The sequence below is a fragment of the Streptomyces sp. NRRL B-24085 genome (assembly GCF_001282115.1).
Taxonomy (GTDB): Bacteria; Actinomycetota; Actinomycetes; order Streptomycetales; family Streptomycetaceae; genus Streptomyces.
On the sequence record NZ_LJBR01000514.1, the window covers coordinates 1 to 17567 of the forward strand.

Below are 17567 nucleotides of genomic sequence, written 5' to 3' on the forward strand. Positions count from 1 at the left end.
TCGGCGGTCACGGCGGGCTCGGCGGCCTTGCGGGTGGTGCGCCGGCGGGGCTTGGCCTCGGTGGCCTCGGCCGTGTCCACGGCGACCTCGGCGGCCGTCGTGGTCGTGGCCTTTGCCGCGGTCTTGCGAGTGCGGCGCGGCTTGACCTCCGCGGTCTCCGCCGTGTCAGCCGGGGTCTCCACCGGGGCCGCCGCGGTCTTGCGGGTGCGGCGCGGCTTGGTGACCGTGCCCTCCGCGGTGTCCACGGCCGCCTCGGCAGCCTTCTCGGCGCCCGCAGTCTTCGCGGTGCTCGCCGTCTTCCGCGTACGGCGGGGCTTGGCCGCGTCTGCCGTCTCCTCCGCCGCGACCGGCTGGGCCGGGATGTCGGCGGTCACGGCGGGCTCGGCGGCCTTGCGGGTGGTGCGCCGGCGGGGCTTGGCCTCGGTGGCCTCGGCCGTGTCCACGGCGACCTCGGCGGCCGTCGTGGTCGTGGCCTTTGCCGCGGTCTTGCGGGTGCGGCGCGGCTTGGCTTCGACGGTCTCCGCCGTGTCAGCCGGGGTTTCCACCGGGGCCGCCGCGGTCTTGCGGGTGCGGCGCGGCTTGGTGACCGTGCCCTCCGCGGCGTCCAGGGCGGCCTCGGCTGCGGGGGCCGCGGCGGCTGCCTTGCGGGTCCGGCGCGGCTTGGCCTCGGTGGCCTCAGCCGTGTCCACGGCGGCCTCGGCGGGGGCCGCGGCAGCCGTCTTGCGGGTACGGCGCGGCTTCGTGGCCGGGGCCTCCGCCGCCGGAGCGGTCTCGGTGACCGGAGCGGCTTCCGTGACCGTCTCCGTGGCCGGTGCGGTCTCGACGACCGTCTCCACCGCGGCCGGCGTCTCCGCGGACTTGCGGGTCCGGCGGCGGCGAGGCTTGGCCGGGGCCTCGGTGTCGAGGGCCGGGCCCTCCGCCGTGGCGACGGCGGACTCCGCGGTCTCGGACACGGCCGGCTCGACCGGCGCCGCTGCCGTGACCGCCTCGGCGGTGGCCGGTGCCGAGTCGGACGCCCCGCCGCGGGTACGGCGACGGCGGCGCGGGGTGCGCGTCGCGGTGGCGTCCTCGACAGCGGTGGTCTCCGAGGGGGCGACCGCCTCGGCGGGGGCGCTGGCGTCCAGCGGGGTTCCGCTGCGGGTACGACGGCGACGGCGCGGCGTACGCTCCGAACGCTCGCGGTCGGCGGAGCGGGACTCGTCCCGGCCACCTCGTCCGCGGCCCCGGTCACGGTCGCCGCGGCCGCGCGCACCGCGTCCGCCCGGTTCGCCCAGGTCCTCGAGCTCCTCCGCGTCGAGCCCGGCGCGGGTGCGCTCGGTCCGCGGCAGGACACCCTTGGTGCCCGCGGGGATGCCCAGGTCCTCGTAGAAGTGCGGGGAGGTGGAGTACGTCTCCGGCGGGTCGTTGAAGTCGAGCTCCAGCGCCTTGTTGATGAGCTGCCAGCGCGGGATGTCGTCCCAGTCGACGAGGGTGATCGCGATGCCCTTGGCGCCCGCGCGGCCGGTACGGCCGATGCGGTGCAGGTACGTCTTCTCCTCTTCGGGGGACTGGTAGTTGATGACGTGCGTGACGCCCTCGACGTCGATGCCGCGGGCGGCGACGTCGGTGCAGACCAGGACGTCCACCTTGCCGTTGCGGAAGGCGCGCAGCGCCTGCTCGCGGGCGCCCTGGCCCAGGTCGCCGTGGACCGCGCCGGCGGCGAAGCCGCGCTGCTTGAGCTGGTCGGCGAGGTCGGCCGCGGTGCGCTTGGTACGGCAGAAGACCATGGCCAGTCCCCGGCCCTCGGCCTGGAGGATGCGCGCGACCATCTCGGGCTTGTCCATGTTGTGCGCGCGGTACACGTGCTGCTTGGTGTTGGCGACCGTCCTGCCCGCGTCGTCGGGCGAGGTGGCGTTGATGTGCGTGGGCTGCGACATGTAGCGGCGCGCGAGGCTGATGACGGCGCCCGGCATGGTCGCCGAGAACAGCATCGTCTGGCGGCGGGCCGGCAGCATGTTGATGATCTTCTCGACGTCGGGCAGGAAGCCCAGGTCGAGCATCTCGTCGGCCTCGTCGAGGACGAGCGCCTTGATGTGGCCGAGGTTGAGCTTCTTCTGGCCCGCGAGGTCCAGGAGCCGGCCCGGGGTGCCGACGACGACGTCGACGCCCTTCTTCAGGGCCTCGACCTGGGGCTCGTAGGCGCGGCCGCCGTAGATGGCGAGAACGCGGACGTTGCGCACCTTGCCCGCGGTCTGGAGGTCGTTGGTGACCTGCGTGCACAGCTCGCGCGTGGGGACGACGACGAGCGCCTGCGGGGCGTCGGTCAGCGCCTCGGGCCTGGCGCGGCCGGCCTCGACGTCGGCGGGGACGGTGACGCGCTCGAGGAGCGGGAGGCCGAAGCCCAGCGTCTTGCCGGTGCCGGTCTTGGCCTGGCCGATGACGTCGGAGCCGGAGAGGGCGACCGGGAGCGTCATCTCCTGGATGGGGAAGGGGTTGATGATGCCGACGGCTTCGAGGGCCTCGGCCGTCTCGGTCAGAATCCCGAGATCGCGGAAAGTCGTAGTCAGGGTGCTGCCTCTTCTGTGTGCGCGGTGCGAGGCGAGCGCGGGGGTCGTCTACCGTGCTGGGGACGTCGGCTGCCTTACGGGCCAAGCCGTAATGGCACGGGACCACTGCCGACGCTCTAGCGCTCGTACCGCTGAGGGTCCCCCTCCGGATTCCGTACGCACAGTGCCGTACGGGAGGAGGGCTTGTCGGGTCGGAGCCGATCGGGCCACCGACCGGGCATCCTCATACGTGCGGCCTGTCGAGGTACGGCACACTCAGGAAGTGCCGTCGTACCAGCAGGCGCATTACCACCATACCCCGGAATCGCGCACATGTGATGGCCGATTTGGTCACGTAGTCGTCGTCACACTGATTGACCAGGGCCTTCCGCCGTCCGGAGAGCGGGCTATTGTGCGCTTCATGACGACCTCTGACAAGCCCGACAACGCCTCCGAGACCCCGGCCGAACCCACCGTCGAGCACACCGGTGTCGCCGCCCAGGACTGGACGAAGGCCGCCGCCGACCCGCAGTACCGAGCCGCGGTCGTCGATCTGCTCGGCGCGCTCGCGTACGGCGAGCTCGCGGCCTTCGAGCGGCTCGCGGAGGACGCCAAGCTGGCGCCGACGCTGGCGGACAAGGCGGAGCTGGCGAAGATGGCGTCGGCGGAGTTCCACCACTACGAGAAGCTGCGCGACCGGCTGACGGAGATCGGCGAGGAGCCGACGCTGGCGATGGAGCCGTTCGTCGCGGCCCTCGACGGTTTCCACCGGCAGACGGCGCCCTCGGACTGGCTGGAGGGGCTCGTCAAGGCGTACGTCGGCGACTCGATCGCCAGTGACTTCTACCGGGAGGTCGCCGCGCGGCTCGACACGGACTCGCGCGAGCTGGTGCTGGCCGTCCTCGACGACACCGGGCACGCCGGGTTCGCCGTCGAGAAGGTGCGGGCGGCGATCGACGCGGATCCGCGTGTGGGCGGCCGACTCGCCCTGTGGGCACGGCGGTTGATGGGTGAGGCGCTGTCGCAGTCGCAGCGGGTCGTCGCGGACCGGGACGCGCTGTCGACGATGCTCGTCGGGGGCGTCGCGGACGGGTTCGACCTCGCCGAGGTGGGGCGGATGTTCTCCCGGATCACCGAGGCGCACACGAAGCGGATGGCGGCGCTGGGGTTGGCGGCGTAAGGGGGTCGCGGGGCCGGGGTCCCGGGTCGTCCTGCGGCGCGGCCGGCTGCGGCTGCCGCCCCGCGTCGGTGTCCCGGAGGGCCGGTGCCGGTGTGGCGTGGCCCAGATGCCGCGGGGCCGGCGCTGATGCTGTGGCCCTGAGGCCGCGCGGCGCTGGTGCAGTGTGCGGCGTCGGCTCCCCCCGCGCGGGCGGGTCGACGCTCGCCCTGCGGCCCGTGTCGACGCTCGCCCTACGGCCGCTTCCCGCTCACGCCGTCGCCGAGCGGCGGAGTCTTCCCGACGGGCGCAGGAGCAGGGACAGGGAGGCGACCGAGACCACGGCCGCGCCCAGGAGGATCAGCAGGATGTTGCCCGGGTCCAGAGCGGTGTGGGTCACGAAGGCACCGAAGAGGGCTCCCGCGGTGCCCGTGGCGAGGACCAGGGACCGCGTCGGCAGGCGGTGCGCGAGACGGTGTGCCGCCACCCCCGCCAGCACGAGACCGAGCAGAGCGGAGCCGAGCGCTTCGATCAACATCATGGGGTCCCTCCCACACGGCCACACTGCGCATTACGGTCGTAGCCCGTCATACCCGTGACCTGCGGAATGCAATCCTCCCGCGGGCGCTGTTCGTCCTCCATACGGGGAGGAAAGAACCCGCCCGCCACACGAGGAGGGGCCCGGCGACCGTGCGGTCGCCGGGCCCCTCCTCGTCTGTCTGCCTACAGCGCGCCGAAGCCCACCTTGCGCGGAGCCGGCTCGCCGAGCTCGACGTACGCGAGACGGTCGGCCGGGACGAGGACCTTGCGGCCGTGCTCGTCCACGAGGCTCAGCAGTTGGGACTTGCCGGCCAGGGCCTCCGCCACCGCCCGCTCGACCTCCTCGGCGCTCTGACCGCTCTCCAGAACGATCTCGCGGGGCGCGTGCTGCACGCCGATCTTGACCTCCACGGCTATGTCCCTCCGACGGTCAGTGAAGTGCGCGACCTTCCGCGCCGTACCCAGCACACATTAGCCCGGTGAGGGGACGTACACGCTCCGCGCGAGAACGCCAACAGCGAACATCGCGCGGGAACAAACGACCCGCACGCGTGCGTGCGGGTCGTTCGTGATCGCGATGTGATCCCGAGGGCTGCTAGTGGTGCTCCGTGCCGTGCAGCGGGAAACCGGCGATGCCCCGCCACGCCAGCGACGTCAGCAACTGGACCGCCTGGTCGCGCGGGACGCTGCGGTCGCTGTGCAGCCAGGACCGGGCCACCACCTGGGCGAGCCCGCCGAGGCCCGACGCGAGCAGCATCGACTCCGCGCGCGAGAGGCCGGTGTCCTCGGCGATCACGTCGCAGATCGCCTCGGCGCACTCGTTGGTGACCTTGTCGACGCGCTCGCGCACCGCGGGCTCGTTCGTCAGGTCCGACTCGAAGACCAGGCGGAAGGCGCCGCCGTCGTCCTCCACGTACGCGAAGTAGGCGTCCATGGTCGCCCGTACGCGCTGCTTGTTGTCGGTCGTCGACGCGAGCGCGGCGCGTACCGCCTGGATCAGGGACTCGCAGTGCTGGTCCAGCAGGGCCAGATAGAGGTCGAGCTTGCCCGGGAAGTGCTGGTAGAGCACCGGCTTGCTGACGCCGGCCCGCTCGGCGATGTCGTCCATCGCGGCCGCGTGGTAGCCCTGTGCCACGAAGACTTCCTGCGCGGCACCCAGCAACTGGTTCCGTCGGGCACGGCGCGGCAGGCGCGTCCCCCGCGGGCGTGCCGCCTCTGTCTGCTCGATGGCTGTCACGCCGCCTCCCAATGTCGTCCACATGCGGTGTGCGCCGCGCGGCCATCGTACTTTTCGGTAACCGTGCTGCGCGCGGTGCGAGCGCAGAATTTCACGGACCGGACGGTGACGAAAGCCACGCATAGGTTTCAAACGGTCATGCAGCGGGCAGGGCGCCCGCCGTCCCTGGTCAGGAATGCCCTGATGAGTGCTTTGCCGACCGCCCGGCGTCGCGCCGACGTCACCGGTAGTCGTCCTCGTCGAGCGAGACGATCCGGGCCTGTTCGACGAGGTCGGCCTCGTTGGCCCGGTCGGGGTCGACGCCGGTCAGCGGGTCGTCGCTGCGGGGGGCGATGTCGGTGTGCTGCTCGGCCGCGTCGCCCTCGGGGGCCTCGACGTCGAGCTCGACGGCGTCGTCCTCCTCGAACGCCTCAGAGTCGGCGAAGACCTCGGGGTCGGTGGGGTCGTAGGCCATGGTGGGCTCCCTTCCTAGAACGTCCCTGATGTACACAGGGGGCCACATGCGGGTGCCCTGCGTACGAGCCTAGGAGACACGCGATCTGGACGCCATGCGATGTACGTGCCGTACCGCGCGCATCCCGCCCCGCCGACCTCGTACATGTGGCCTGTGACGGCGAACACATGAACCAGTGCGTGATCGTCTCGTAACATTGCCGCATGCCTTCGACCGAGCTGCCCTTCGTGCCGCCCGCCACCGTCCTTCCGAAAGTGGCACCCGTCAGGGTCGGTGAGGGCGAGCGGCTCAGGTCGGTGCGGCTGCCGGGGATCACTCTCACGGTGCGTTCGAGGCCGCCCGCGCGGGAGGGGCTGCCGCCCGCGCTGTACGTCCACGGCCTCGGCGGTTCCTCGCAGAACTGGTCGGCGCTGATGGAGCAGCTCGAAGCCGATGTCGACGGCGAGGCCGTCGACCTGCCCGGCTTCGGTGACTCCCCGCCGCCGGACGACGGCAACTACTCGATCACCGCTCACGCGCGCGCGGTGATCCGTCTTCTCGACGCCTCCGGACGCGGGCCCGTCCACCTCTTCGGGAACTCCCTCGGCGGCGCCGTGTCGACGCGCGTCGCGGCGGTGCGGCCGGACCTGGTGCGCACCCTCACCCTCGTCTCGCCGGCCCTCCCCGAGCTCCGCGTCCAGCGCACCGCCGTGCCCACGGGACTGCTGGCGCTGCCCGGTGTGGCCGGTCTGTTCACCCGGTACAGCAAGGACTGGACGGCCGAGCAGCGCGTCCGCGGCGTCACCGCCCTCTGCTACGGCGACCCCGGGCGGGTCAGTCCGGAGGGCTTCCAGCACGCGGTGGAGGAGATGGAACGGCGGCTGCAACTGCCGTACTTCTGGGACGCGATGACGCGTTCCGCGCGCGGCCTGGTGAACGCGTACACGCTGGGCGGCCAGCACGCGCTGTGGCGCCAGGCCGAGCGCGTCCTCGCACCCACGCTGCTCGTCTACGGCGGACGCGACCAGCTCGTCGGCTTCCGTATGGCCCAGAAGGCAGCCCGTACCTTCCGCGACTCCCGCCTGCTGACCCTGCCGGAGGCGGGGCACGTGGCGATGATGGAGTACCCGGAGACGGTGGCGGGGGCGTTCCGGGAGTTCGCGGCGGACAAGGGGGCTGCGGGCACTTCCGGCGATTCCGTGGGAGGCTCTGACCGGCGTGACCGCTCCGCGGGTGCCCCGGGCGACGGGGCGGACGCCGCATCGGCCTCCGGTGACGGGGCCGACACCACCATTCTGGGGAGCTGAGGCGGGGCGTGGGACGCCACAGTCGACGCGGGCCCGCTCCCAAAAAGGGGCCCGACAAAGGCAGTTCGGCAAAGAGCGGTACGGGCCAGGCGGCCGCCGAGGCGGTGCGCAGCGCCGCGGACACGCCGGGCCGGGAAGGGACTCCGGCTCCCTCCGCCCCGGCACCGCAGGCTGCCCGGCAGGGGATGCCGGAGGGCCGGGGGCGCGAGTACCGGGCATCGGGGGCAGGACCGGCGAGCGGCCCTGTGGGTTACCGGGTGCCGGCGCAGGGCGCGCATGGGCGTGGGGACCGGGTGGTAGGGCGCGCGGCGCCGCCCTGGGCTCCTGACGGGGCGTCTGGGCGCGGCTTCTGGCCCGCTTCTGACGGAGCGTCTGGGGCGGGCGGCGCGACGGTCTCTGACGGGACGTCGGGGCGCGGCTTCCCGCCGGTTCCTGACGTGACGCCGGCACGGGGGTTTCCCCGGGTGCCGGGTGGGGTGGCGTCTGGGGCCGGGTCTGCTCGGGTTCCGGAGGGCACGCCGGCGCGTGGGTTTCCGCGGGTTCCGGAGGGCACGCCTGCGCGTGGCGTTCCTCGGCTTGGGGACGGGACTCCCGCGCGTGGGGTTCCCCGGGTGCCGGGCGGGGTGATTCCTGGGTCCGGGAACTCCCGAGTTGCTGAGGGCACGCCCGCGCATGGCGTTCCGCGGCTCCCCGACGGGACGCCCGCCCGTGGCGTTCCTCGCCTTCCCGACGGGACGCCCGCCCGTGGCGTTCCTCGCCTTCCCGACGGGACGCCCGCCCGTGGCGTTCCTCGCCTTCCCGACGGCACCCCCGCGCACGGCTTCCCCCGGCTTTCCGACGGGACTCCCGCGCGTGGGGTCCCCCGGGTGCCCGGTGGTGCGTCCGGGCAAGGTGTGCGGCGGTTCCCGGACGGGACTCCGCCGGGGGGCTTCCCGAGGGTTGCCGACGGCACTCCCGCCCAGGGCATGCCCCGGGTCCGCGGTGGGCATCCCGAGCAGCGTGAATCCGGGGGCGCCTGGGGGGAGTTGCGGGGGCAGGAGCCGGTCGGGCACACCGCCGGGCCCGGAGTCGCTCCGCCGCGGCAGCGACAGGCCCCGCCCGGGTCGCGTCCGCGACAGGACTACGTCGACGCGTTCGCCGAGGACGGCGACGTGGACGTCTTCGCACCCGGCGGTCCCCGCGGCCCCGTTCCCGCGAACGGCCCCGCCGGAAGGGCCGGGTCGCACTCCTACGGCTCCGTCACCGACTGGCCCGACGACACCGACGGCCACACCGGCGCGGACGCCCGCCCCGGGTCCGGCGACGCGCCCCCGGACGATCAGCCTCCGGCGGCCAAGGGCGGCAAGGGCCGGGCGTTCACCGGCATCGCGGCCGCCGCCGTCGTCACCGTGCTCGCCGTCGTCGTGGCCGGACAGGTCACCGACGGAGGCGGCACCGCCTCGGGCGCGCGGTCCGCGACGGACCAGGCGCGGGACGCGCGGGACGCCGGCACGGGCGTGCTCGGACAGTCCTCGCCCTCGCCGTCGTCCTCGGCCGTCGTGGCACCGCTGACGTACGAGCAGAAGATGGACACCAAGTACCCGCTCAGCGCCAAGCTGGACGGCTCGGGGAAGTTCGACGCAGTCCAGGGTGTCGACAAGGCGCCCGGCAAGGGACAGAAGTACACCTACCGCGTGGACGTGGAGCAGGGCCTCGGTCTCGACGGCGCCCTCTTCGCCGAAGCCGTCCAGAGGACCCTCAACGACAAGCGGAGCTGGGCGCACGGCGGCGCCCGCACCTTCGAGCGCATCTACTCCGGCAAACCCGACTTCGTGATCACCCTCGCCAGCCCCGGCATCACGGCCGACTGGTGTGCCAGGTCCGGCCTCGACACCACGCAGGACAACGTCTCGTGCGACTCGGCCGCCACCGAACGCGTGATGATCAATGCGTATCGATGGGCGCAGGGATCAACCACGTACGGTGATCGAATCCATGCGTACCGGCAGATGTTGATCAATCATGAAGTCGGCCACCGCCTCGGCTACTCCCACGTGACCTGCGACAAGAACGGCGAGCTCGCGCCGGTCATGCAGCAGCAGACCAAGTTCCTCGACCACGACGGGATCCACTGCCGGGCCAATCCCTGGCCCTATCCCGGGAGTTGACAGCCGACGCAGATGTCACATTGACATGTGTTGATCGGTCGTACATATTTCAGGGCATGTGGTCCCGTCATACCGTCGAGAGCAGCGCCGCCATCGAGCTGGCGCTCATCGGTGTGACCCCGCTCTGCGTGGCCGACATTCTCTGTCGCTGACGCCCGCCCCCAGGCGCGCGCGTCGCGAAGCCCGCATTTCACCGTGACCCCGGGTCACGGCTTTCCGACGACCCGACGCCGGGGCAGACGTCCGTCCACTTTCGTCTCACCCTTCGTCATTTCGTCTCGCCATTCGAGACTCATCATTCGAGAGGTCGTCTCCGATGCGTCAACCGTCCCTCACAGCGCGCCGTGTGGCCGCGGTATCCGTAAGCCTGGTCCTGGCAGCGGGCGCCGCCGCCTGCGGCCCCGAGGACAACGATGCCAAGAGCTCCGGCGGCGACTCCGCGCCCCGCAAGGGCGGCACCCTGACGGTCCTGAACGCCAACCCCCAGCAGGACTTCGACCCGGCCCGCCTCTACACCTCCGGCGGCGGCAACGTCCCCTCCCTCGTCTTCCGCACCCTCACCACCCGCAACCGCGAGAACGGCGCCGCGGGTGCCGAGGTCGTCCCGGACCTCGCCACCGACACCGGTCGCCCCAACAAGGACGCGACCGTGTGGACGTACACCCTGAAGAAGGGCCTCAAGTACGAGGACGGGACCGCGATCACCTCGGCCGACATCAAGTACGGCATCGAGCGCTCCTTCGCGCCCGAACTGTCCGGCGGCGCCCCCTACCTGCGGGACTGGCTGGTCGGCGCGGCCGACTACCAGGGGCCGTACAAGGACAAGAAGGGCCTCACGGCGATCGAGACGCCGGACGCGCGGACCATCGTCTTCCACCTGAACAAGCCGGAGGGCGAGTTCCCGTACCTGGCCACGCAGACGCAGTTCACGCCCGTCCCGAAGGCCGCGGACACCGGCACGAAGTACGAGGAGCACCCCGTCTCGTCCGGCCCGTACAAGGTCGTCACCAACCGGAACGACGGTGAGCACCTTGTCCTGGAGCGCAACACCTACTGGTCCGCCTCGACGGACGCCGAGCGCAAGGCGTACCCGGACAGGATCGACGTCAAGTCCGGGCTCGACTCGTCGGTGATCAACCAGCGGCTGTCGGCGTCCCAAGGGGCGGACGCCGCCGCGGTCACCACGGACACCAACCTCGGCCCGGCCGAGCTCGCCAAGGTGACGGGCGACAAGGAACTCGCCTCCCGCGTCGGCACCGGCCACTTCGGCTACACGAACTACATAGCGTTCAACCCGAAGGTGAAGCCGTTCGACAACGCCAAGGTGCGGCAGGCGATCTCGTACGCCGTCGACCGCTCCTCCGTGGTCAACGCGGCCGGCGGCAGCGCGCTCGCCGAGCCCGCCACCACCTTCCTGCCGAACCAGAAGTCCTTCGGCTACGAGCCGTACGACCTCTTCCCGGCCGGCGACACGGGCAACGCGGCGAAGGCCAAGGAGCTGCTGAAGGAGGCCGGTCACCCGAACGGGCTCACGGTCACGCTGACGCACTCCAACGCCAAGGACTTCGAGACCAGCCCCGAGATCGCCACCGCGATCCAGGACGCGCTCAAGAAGGCCGGCATCACGGTCAAGCTCCAGGGCCTGGAGGAGAACGACTACTCGGACACGATCCACAGCGTGAAGTCCGAGCCCGGGTTCTTCCTCGCCCACTGGGGTGCCGACTGGCCCTCGGGCGGCCCCTTCCTCGCCCCGATCTTCGACGGCCGGCAGATCGTCAAGGACGGCGCGAACTTCAACACGGGCCTGCTCGACGACAAGTCGGTCAATGCCGAGATTGACGCGATCAACAAGTTGACCGATCTTGACGCTGCCGCCAAGCGATGGGGTGCACTGGACAAGAAGATCGGCGAGCAGGCCCTGACCGTGCCGCTGTTCCACCCGGTCTACAAGCGCCTGTACGGCAAGGACGTCAAGAACGTCGTGATCAGCGACTGGACCGGCGTTCTGGACATCTCGCAGGTCGCGGTCAAGTAACCCGATGAGCGAGGCACTTGTCGCCACCGAGGTCCCCGAGGCAGCCGCCGCGGGGGCCTCGGGGGCCCGTCAGTTCTGGCGGCGGCTGCGGGCGCAGCGCGCCGCAATGGTCGCGGCCGCCGTCGTCGCGCTGCTCGTCCTGGTCGCCCTCACGGCGCCGCTCCTCACGGCGATCGAGGGCCAGGACCCCACCACCTACCACCCCTCCCTGGTCGACTCCGCGCGCGGAGGCGTGCCCATCGGCTCCTTCGGGGGCGTCGGCGGGGACCACTGGCTCGGTGTCGAACCCCAGACCGGACGCGACCTGTTCGCCCGGCTGGTGTACGGGGCCCGGGTCTCCCTCGGTGTCGCGCTGGGGGCGACCGCCGTACAGGTATTCCTCGGTGTCGTCGTCGGCGTCGCGGCCGCGCTCGGCAACCGATGGGTTGATCAACTGTTGAGCCGGATCACCGACATCATCGTGGCCATGCCGCTGATGATCATGGCGTTGGCGCTGCTGGCCGTGGTGCCGGGCAGCTTCCCCCGGCCGGTCCTGGTCGCGCTCATCATCGGCTTCGTCGCCTGGGGCACGATCGGCAAGATCGCGCGCGCCCAGACGCTCACCCTCAAGGAACTCGACTACGTGGCCGCCGCCCGGCTCAGCGGCTGGGGCACCCTGCGGATCGCCCGCCGGGAACTGCTGCCCGGTCTCGCCGCACCCGTCATCACCTACGCGGCGCTCATGGTGCCGGCGAACATCGGCATCGAGGCGGCCCTGTCCTTCCTCGGTGTCGGCGTCAAGCCGCCCACACCGTCCTGGGGACAGATGCTCACCTCGGCCGACGTCTGGTACCAGGCGGCCCCGCAGTACCTGCTGCTGCCCGCGGCCGCGCTGTTCGTCACGGTCCTCGCCCTCACCGTCCTCGGCGACGGCATCCGCACCGCCCTCGACCCGCGCGCGGCCTCCAGGCTGCGCGTCGGCACGGGCCGCCGGCAGGAGGCGAAGGCCGGCAGGGCCGGGACCGGCCAGTCCCGCGCCGGCAGCTCCGGGACCGCCGAGGAGGGCGCCGCATGAGGGGCTTCACCGGATTCGCCGTGCGCCGGGCGGTGAGCGCCGCGCTCACCCTGCTCGCCCTCTCGGTCATCATCTACGTCGTCTTCTACGCCACCCCCGGCAACGTCGCCCAGATCACCTGCGGCCCGCGCTGCTCGCCGGAACAGGTGCACCAGGTCGCCCAGCAGCTCAGGCTCGACGACCCGCTGTACCTGCGCTACTGGCACTTCCTCCAGGGCATCGTGGCCGGCCACGACTACTCCACCGGCACCTCCGTCGAGCACTGCCCGGCGCCCTGCCTCGGACTGTCGTACCAGAGCGACCAGCAGGTCACCCGGATCATCCTCGACAAGCTGCCCGTCAGCCTGTCGCTGGTCCTCGGCGGGATGGTCCTCTGGCTGCTGCTGGGCGTCGGCACGGGCGTGCTCTCCGCCTGGCGGCGCGGCCGGTTCAGCGAGCGCGCGCTGACCGGCGTCACGCTCGCGGGCGTCGCCACTCCCACCTTCGTCATCGGCCTGGTCCTGATGATCGTGGTCTGCGGCCAGTTGGAACTGCTGCCCTTCCCGGAGTACGTCCCCTTCTCGGACGACCCCGAGCAGTGGATGTGGGGCCTGCTGCTGCCCTGGGTCACGCTCGCCCTGGGCGAGGCGGCCTACTTCGCCCGGCTGACCCGGGCGTCGATGCTGGAGACACTCGCCGAGGACCACATCCGCACCTTCCGGGCCTACGGGGTCGGCGAGCGGTCGATCGTCGGCCGGCACGCCCTGCGCGGGGCCCTCGCTCCGATCATCGCCCTGAACGCCAACGACTTCGGCAGCGCGGTGGGCGGTGCCGTCCTGGTCGAGTCGCTGTTCGGCCTCCCGGGCATCGGCCAGGAACTGGTCCACGCCGTCACCGTCGTCGACCTCCCGGTCGTCGTCGGCATGGTCCTGGTCATCGGCTTCTTCGTGGTGCTCGCCAACGCCGTCGCGGACGTCCTGTACGCGGTGGCCGACCGACGGGTGGTACTTGCATGAGTCTCGTCCACGTCACCGACCTGACCGTCGGGTTCGGCGACCTGCGCGCCGTCGACGGCCTCTCCTTCACCCTGGAACAGGGGGCGGCCCTCGCCCTGGTCGGCGAGTCCGGCTCCGGCAAGTCCACCGTCGCCTCCGCCCTGCTGGGGCTGCACCGCGGCACGGGCGCGCGCGTGGGCGGCTCCGTCGAGGTCGCCGGGGTGGACGTACAGCGGGCGTCGGACGACGCACTGCGGCGGCTGCGGGGCGCGAAGGCCGCGATGGTCTTCCAGGACCCGCTGTCGTCCCTGGACCCGTACTACGCGATCGGCGACCAGATCGCCGAGGTGTACCGCGTGCACACGCGTGTGTCGCAGCGCACGGCACGCGCGCGTGCGGTGGAGGTGCTGGACCGGGTCGGCATTCCGGACGCCGTACGGCGGTCCCGGTCCCGGCCGCACGAGTTCAGCGGCGGCATGCGCCAGCGCGCCCTCATCGCGATGGCCCTGGCCTGCCGGCCCCGCCTGCTGATCGCCGACGAGCCCACGACCGCGCTCGACGTGACCGTCCAGGCCCAGATCCTCGACCTGCTGCACACGCTGCGCCAGGAGACGGGCATGGGCCTGCTGCTGGTCACGCACGACGTGGGCGTGGCCGCCGAGAGCGTCGACGACGTGCTCGTCATGCGGCACGGTCGCATGGTCGAGCAGGGGCCGGTCGCCGCGGTGCTCGGAGCCCCGGCGGAGTCGTACACCCGCGACCTGCTCGCGGCGGTACCGCGCGTGGACGCGCCACGGGCGCCGTCCCGGGCAGCCGGCGAGGTGGTGCTCGAAGCGCGGGGCCTGCGGCGCGAGTTCGGCCGGGGCAGGAAGGTCTTCGCGGCCGTCGACGACGTCTCGCTCACCGTCCGCCGCGGTGAGACCCTCGGCGTGGTCGGCGAGAGCGGCAGCGGCAAGACGACGCTGGGACGGATGCTGGTCGGCCTGCTGGAGCCTACGGCGGGAGAGATCCGCCACGACGGCCACGCGCGCGTGGGCGTGGACCCGGCCGTGCAGATGGTCTTCCAGGACCCGGTCTCCTCCCTGAACCCCCGCCGCAGCGTGGGCGAGTCGATCGCGGACCCGCTCCGCGCGCGGGGCGAGAGGGACGAGCAGCGGATCAGGGGGCGGGTGAGGGAGCTCCTGGAGCGCGTCGGGCTCGAAGGGGCGCACTACGACCGCTACCCGCACGAGTTCAGCGGCGGCCAGCGCCAGCGCGTGGGCATCGCCCGGGCGCTCGCGGCCGACCCGCGCGTCATCGTCTGCGACGAGCCGGTCTCCGCCCTCGACGTCACCACCCAGGCCCAGGTGGTGGCCCTGCTGGGGGAGTTGCAGCGGGAACTCGGCCTCGCACTGGTCTTCGTCGCGCACGACCTCGCCGTCGTACGCCAGGTCAGCGACCGCGTCGCCGTCATGCGGCACGGCCGGATCGTCGAACAGGGGCCGGTGGACGAGGTCTACGACAGCCCGCGGGACCCGTACACGAGGCAACTCCTGGCCGCCGTACCGGCACTCGATCCGCGGATCGCCGCCCGGCGCAGGGCGGAACGCCGGGAAGTGGCCGTGACCTGACGTTCCGTGTCCGCATGATCTCTTAGCGCGACCGAACGCGACCCGCACGGGAAAGTTACGAGCGTTCACCCCTTTTGGTGGTGCGATGGACAACCGTCCGTCGCGCCACCGTCCTGTCCGCATACCTTCGTCCCGCTGCGAGCCGCCGGGCCAACGACGGCTCCTCATACGGGAGATCGGGGGTGCACTCGTGCGCATAGGACTGCTTACGGAGGGTGGCTATCCGTATGTGGGCGGTGACGCCGGGCTCTGGTGCGACCGGCTCGTGCGCGGGCTCGAGCAGCACGAGTTCGACATCTACGCGCTCAGCCGCAGCGAGCGCCAGGAGGACGAGGGCTGGGTCCGGCTGCCGCCGCAGGTCGGCCGGGTGATCACGGCCCCGCTGTGGACCGCGGAGGACGACGGCGTGGTCTACGGACGGCGCGCGCGCCGCCGGTTCGCCGAGTCCTACGGCGAGTTGGCGGCGGCCCTGTGCGAGGGAACCGTCGGCGACGCCTCGGGGGAGTCGTCGGCCACCGAGGCGGACCGTTTCGCCAACGCCCTGTACTCGCTCGCCGAACTCGCCCGCGACGAGGGCGGGCTGGTCCGGGCGCTCCGTTCCGAGACCGCCGTACGCGCCCTGGAGCGCGCCTGTCGTGCACCCGGCGCCCGGCAGACGGCGCGCGCGGCCCGCGTACCGGATCTGCTCGCCGTGGCCGCCCACCTGGAGCGCGCCCTGCGCCCCCTGTCGCTCGACTGGTACGAGGACGACGGCCTCGGCGCGGTCGACCTCTGCCACGCGACCTCCGGCGGCCCGGCCGCCCTGCCCGGACTCCTCGCCCGGCACTTCACCGGCGTCCCGCTCCTGGTGACCGAGTACGGCGTGAAGCTGCGCACGCACTACCTGGCCGACACCGACTCCCCGCCCGCCGTACGGACCCTGCTCGCCGCCTTCCACGGCCGGCTCGCCACCGAGACCTACCGGCGGGCCGCGGTCGTCACGCCCGGCAACAGCCACACCCGCCGCTGGCAGGAGCGCTGCGGCGCCGACCGCGGGAAACTGCGCACGGTCCACCCCGGCATGGACGCCACCCGCTTCACGGAGGTCGGCGAGTCCGCGGAGTGCGCGGACCCCGACACGCTGGTCTGGGTCGGCCGTATCGAACCCGCCAAGGACCTGATCTCCCTGCTCCACGCCTTCGCGGAGATCCGCAAGGAGGAGCCCAAGTCCCGGCTGAGGATCGTCGGCGCGCCCACCGGCCCCGAGGGCACGGCCTATCTGGGGCACTGCCGGGCGCTGGCGGCCCAGCTCTTCCCGGACGAGGCGGAGGGGCTGCACGCCGTGGGCGACAACCCCGTCTCCTTCGAGGAGATCGGCGGACCCGAGGTGCCGACGCTCGCCGACGCGTACGCCTCGGGCGCGGTCACCGTCCTGTCCAGCGTCGTCGAGGGCTTCCCGATCAGCCTCGTCGAGGCCATGTTCTGCGGCCGGGCCACCGTGTCCACCGACGTCGGAGCGGTGGTGGAGGTCATCGGCGGCACCGGGCTCGTCGTCCCACCGCGCAACCCGAAGGCGCTCGCGGAGGCGTGCGTCATGTTGCTGCGCGACCCCGAGCGCCGGGAGCGCCTGGGGGCCGCCGCACGCGCCCGCGCGCTCGAACTGTTCACCGTGGAACAGAACGTCGCGGCATTTCACGGCATTTACCTGGAGATCGTCTCGCGCACCCCCGTCCGCCGGGTCGTCCTGGACGACACCGGCGAGCCGCTGCCCTTCGCCGCCCCCGCCGAAGCCCACGTGCCCGGCCGCTGGACCGAGCGCAACACCCGCGTGGTGGCCCGGGGCGGCCCTGGCTGGGCCGCCGGGCCCCCGGTCCGCGCGACACCTCCCTGCGCCACGGAAGGAGCGGCCGGATGAGCGAGGTCGGACTCGACCGCCCGGGCACCCCGGCGAGCCCCGGGCCGTGGGACAGCGAGTCGGAGGAGTGGCTTGCGGAAGCGTCGGCAAAGTCGGCGAGATCGGTGAGGTCGGTGCGGGGAGCGGCGGAGGATGCCGGAACGCCCGAACGGTCCGGGGAGCGTGCGGTGGTCGGGGCGCACGGAGTCTCTGGGGACTCCGGGGAACCCGGGGGGTCAGAGGCCTCCGCGGAATCGGGGGCTTCCGGGGAGTCCGAAGTCTCGGGTGACTTTGACGCATCCGGCGAGACTGAGAAGTCCGGCGAGTCCGAGGTGTCCGGCGAATCCGAGGGGCTCCGCGAGTCGGAGGTGTCCGGAGAGGCCGAGGGGCTCGGCGCGTCGGAGAAGTCGGGAGAGATCGAGGCGCTCGACGAGTCGGAGGAGCCCAGCGGGTCGAAGGTGTTCGACCAGTCCGAGGAGCTCAGCGGGTCCAAGATGCTCGACGACGCCGAGGAGTCCGGCAAGTCCAAGGTGCTCGGCGAGACCGAGGAGTCCGACGAGGCTCAACCCGACGACACCGACCCGCGCACGGTCACCCCGTCCGACAGCGCGGACCCGTACACCCCGCCGACGTCGTACGCCCCCCGCGCCCCCGAGATCTCCACCGGGGTCAAGCC

General features: G+C 72.4%; 14 protein-coding genes and 1 pseudogene. 10 read left to right on the forward strand and 5 right to left on the reverse strand.

Going from position 1 to position 17567, the window contains the following annotated elements:
* A partial coding sequence (locus AOJ26_RS38185; protein ID WP_053852935.1) for a DEAD/DEAH box helicase occupies window positions 1-2453 on the reverse strand: 2453 nt, incomplete at its 3' end.
* Window positions 2454-2937: 484 nt separating this feature from the next.
* On the opposite strand from AOJ26_RS38185, the gene AOJ26_RS38190 reads away from it, so the two are divergent.
* Window positions 2938-3705 (forward strand): ferritin-like fold-containing protein, encoded by a 768-nt coding sequence (locus AOJ26_RS38190; RefSeq protein ID WP_053852936.1) that lies wholly within the window; start codon window positions 2938-2940, stop codon window positions 3703-3705.
* 247 nt (window positions 3706-3952) lie between these two features.
* Here AOJ26_RS38190 and AOJ26_RS38195 read toward each other — a convergent pair whose 3' ends face one another.
* The 4 genes from AOJ26_RS38195 to AOJ26_RS38210 form a co-directional block, all read right to left on the reverse strand.
* Window positions 3953-4219 carry a hypothetical protein gene (locus tag AOJ26_RS38195; protein WP_037720124.1) on the reverse strand — a complete coding sequence of 89 codons (267 nt, stop codon included), beginning with the start codon at window positions 4217-4219 and terminating at the stop codon, window positions 3953-3955.
* Window positions 4220-4404: 185 nt separating this feature from the next.
* The gene (locus tag AOJ26_RS38200; protein WP_020119766.1) at window positions 4405-4632 is read right to left on the reverse strand and encodes a DUF3107 domain-containing protein; all 228 of its coding nucleotides are present in this window, start codon (window positions 4630-4632) and stop codon (window positions 4405-4407) included.
* 184 nt (window positions 4633-4816) lie between these two features.
* Window positions 4817-5458, reverse strand: coding sequence for a TetR/AcrR family transcriptional regulator (locus AOJ26_RS38205; RefSeq protein ID WP_053852937.1), 642 nt, complete (start codon window positions 5456-5458; stop codon window positions 4817-4819).
* A gap of 220 nt (window positions 5459-5678) precedes the next feature.
* Window positions 5679-5912, reverse strand: a complete 234-nt coding sequence (locus tag AOJ26_RS38210; protein WP_053852938.1) for a hypothetical protein — start codon at window positions 5910-5912, stop codon at window positions 5679-5681.
* A gap of 203 nt (window positions 5913-6115) precedes the next feature.
* Between AOJ26_RS38210 and AOJ26_RS38215 the strand changes: the two genes are divergently transcribed.
* The 9 genes and pseudogenes from AOJ26_RS38215 to AOJ26_RS38250 form a co-directional block, all read left to right on the forward strand.
* Window positions 6116-7198, forward strand: a complete 1083-nt coding sequence (locus AOJ26_RS38215) for an alpha/beta fold hydrolase (RefSeq protein ID WP_053852939.1) — start codon at window positions 6116-6118, stop codon at window positions 7196-7198.
* Between the two features lie 623 nt (window positions 7199-7821).
* Window positions 7822-9345 (forward strand): DUF3152 domain-containing protein, encoded by a 1524-nt coding sequence (locus AOJ26_RS38220; protein WP_086724351.1) that lies wholly within the window; start codon window positions 7822-7824, stop codon window positions 9343-9345.
* 56 nt (window positions 9346-9401) lie between these two features.
* On the forward strand, window positions 9402-9497 hold the full coding sequence (locus AOJ26_RS45125; protein ID WP_324614009.1) for an Ms4533A family Cys-rich leader peptide: 96 nt from the start codon (window positions 9402-9404) through the stop codon (window positions 9495-9497).
* A 164-nt stretch (window positions 9498-9661) separates the two neighbouring features.
* The gene (locus AOJ26_RS38225) at window positions 9662-11380 is read left to right on the forward strand and encodes an ABC transporter substrate-binding protein (RefSeq protein WP_053852941.1); all 1719 of its coding nucleotides are present in this window, start codon (window positions 9662-9664) and stop codon (window positions 11378-11380) included.
* 4 nt (window positions 11381-11384) lie between these two features.
* Complete coding sequence (locus tag AOJ26_RS38230; protein ID WP_053852942.1) at window positions 11385-12434, forward strand: ABC transporter permease; 1050 nt, start codon at window positions 11385-11387, stop codon at window positions 12432-12434.
* Window positions 12431-13429, forward strand: a complete 999-nt coding sequence (locus AOJ26_RS38235; RefSeq protein WP_053852943.1) for an ABC transporter permease — start codon at window positions 12431-12433, stop codon at window positions 13427-13429. The genes AOJ26_RS38230 and AOJ26_RS38235 overlap by 4 nt, the downstream gene beginning before the upstream one ends.
* On the forward strand, window positions 13426-15018 hold the full coding sequence (locus AOJ26_RS38240) for a dipeptide ABC transporter ATP-binding protein (RefSeq protein ID WP_053852944.1): 1593 nt from the start codon (window positions 13426-13428) through the stop codon (window positions 15016-15018). The genes AOJ26_RS38235 and AOJ26_RS38240 overlap by 4 nt, the downstream gene beginning before the upstream one ends.
* Window positions 15019-15208: 190 nt before the next feature.
* A complete protein-coding gene (locus AOJ26_RS38245) occupies window positions 15209-16912 on the forward strand; it encodes a DUF3492 domain-containing protein (RefSeq protein WP_078960186.1) in 1704 nt (567 codons plus the stop codon).
* A 311-nt stretch (window positions 16913-17223) separates the two neighbouring features.
* A pseudogene (locus AOJ26_RS38250) lies at window positions 17224-17567 on the forward strand (hypothetical protein); the annotation flags it as partial.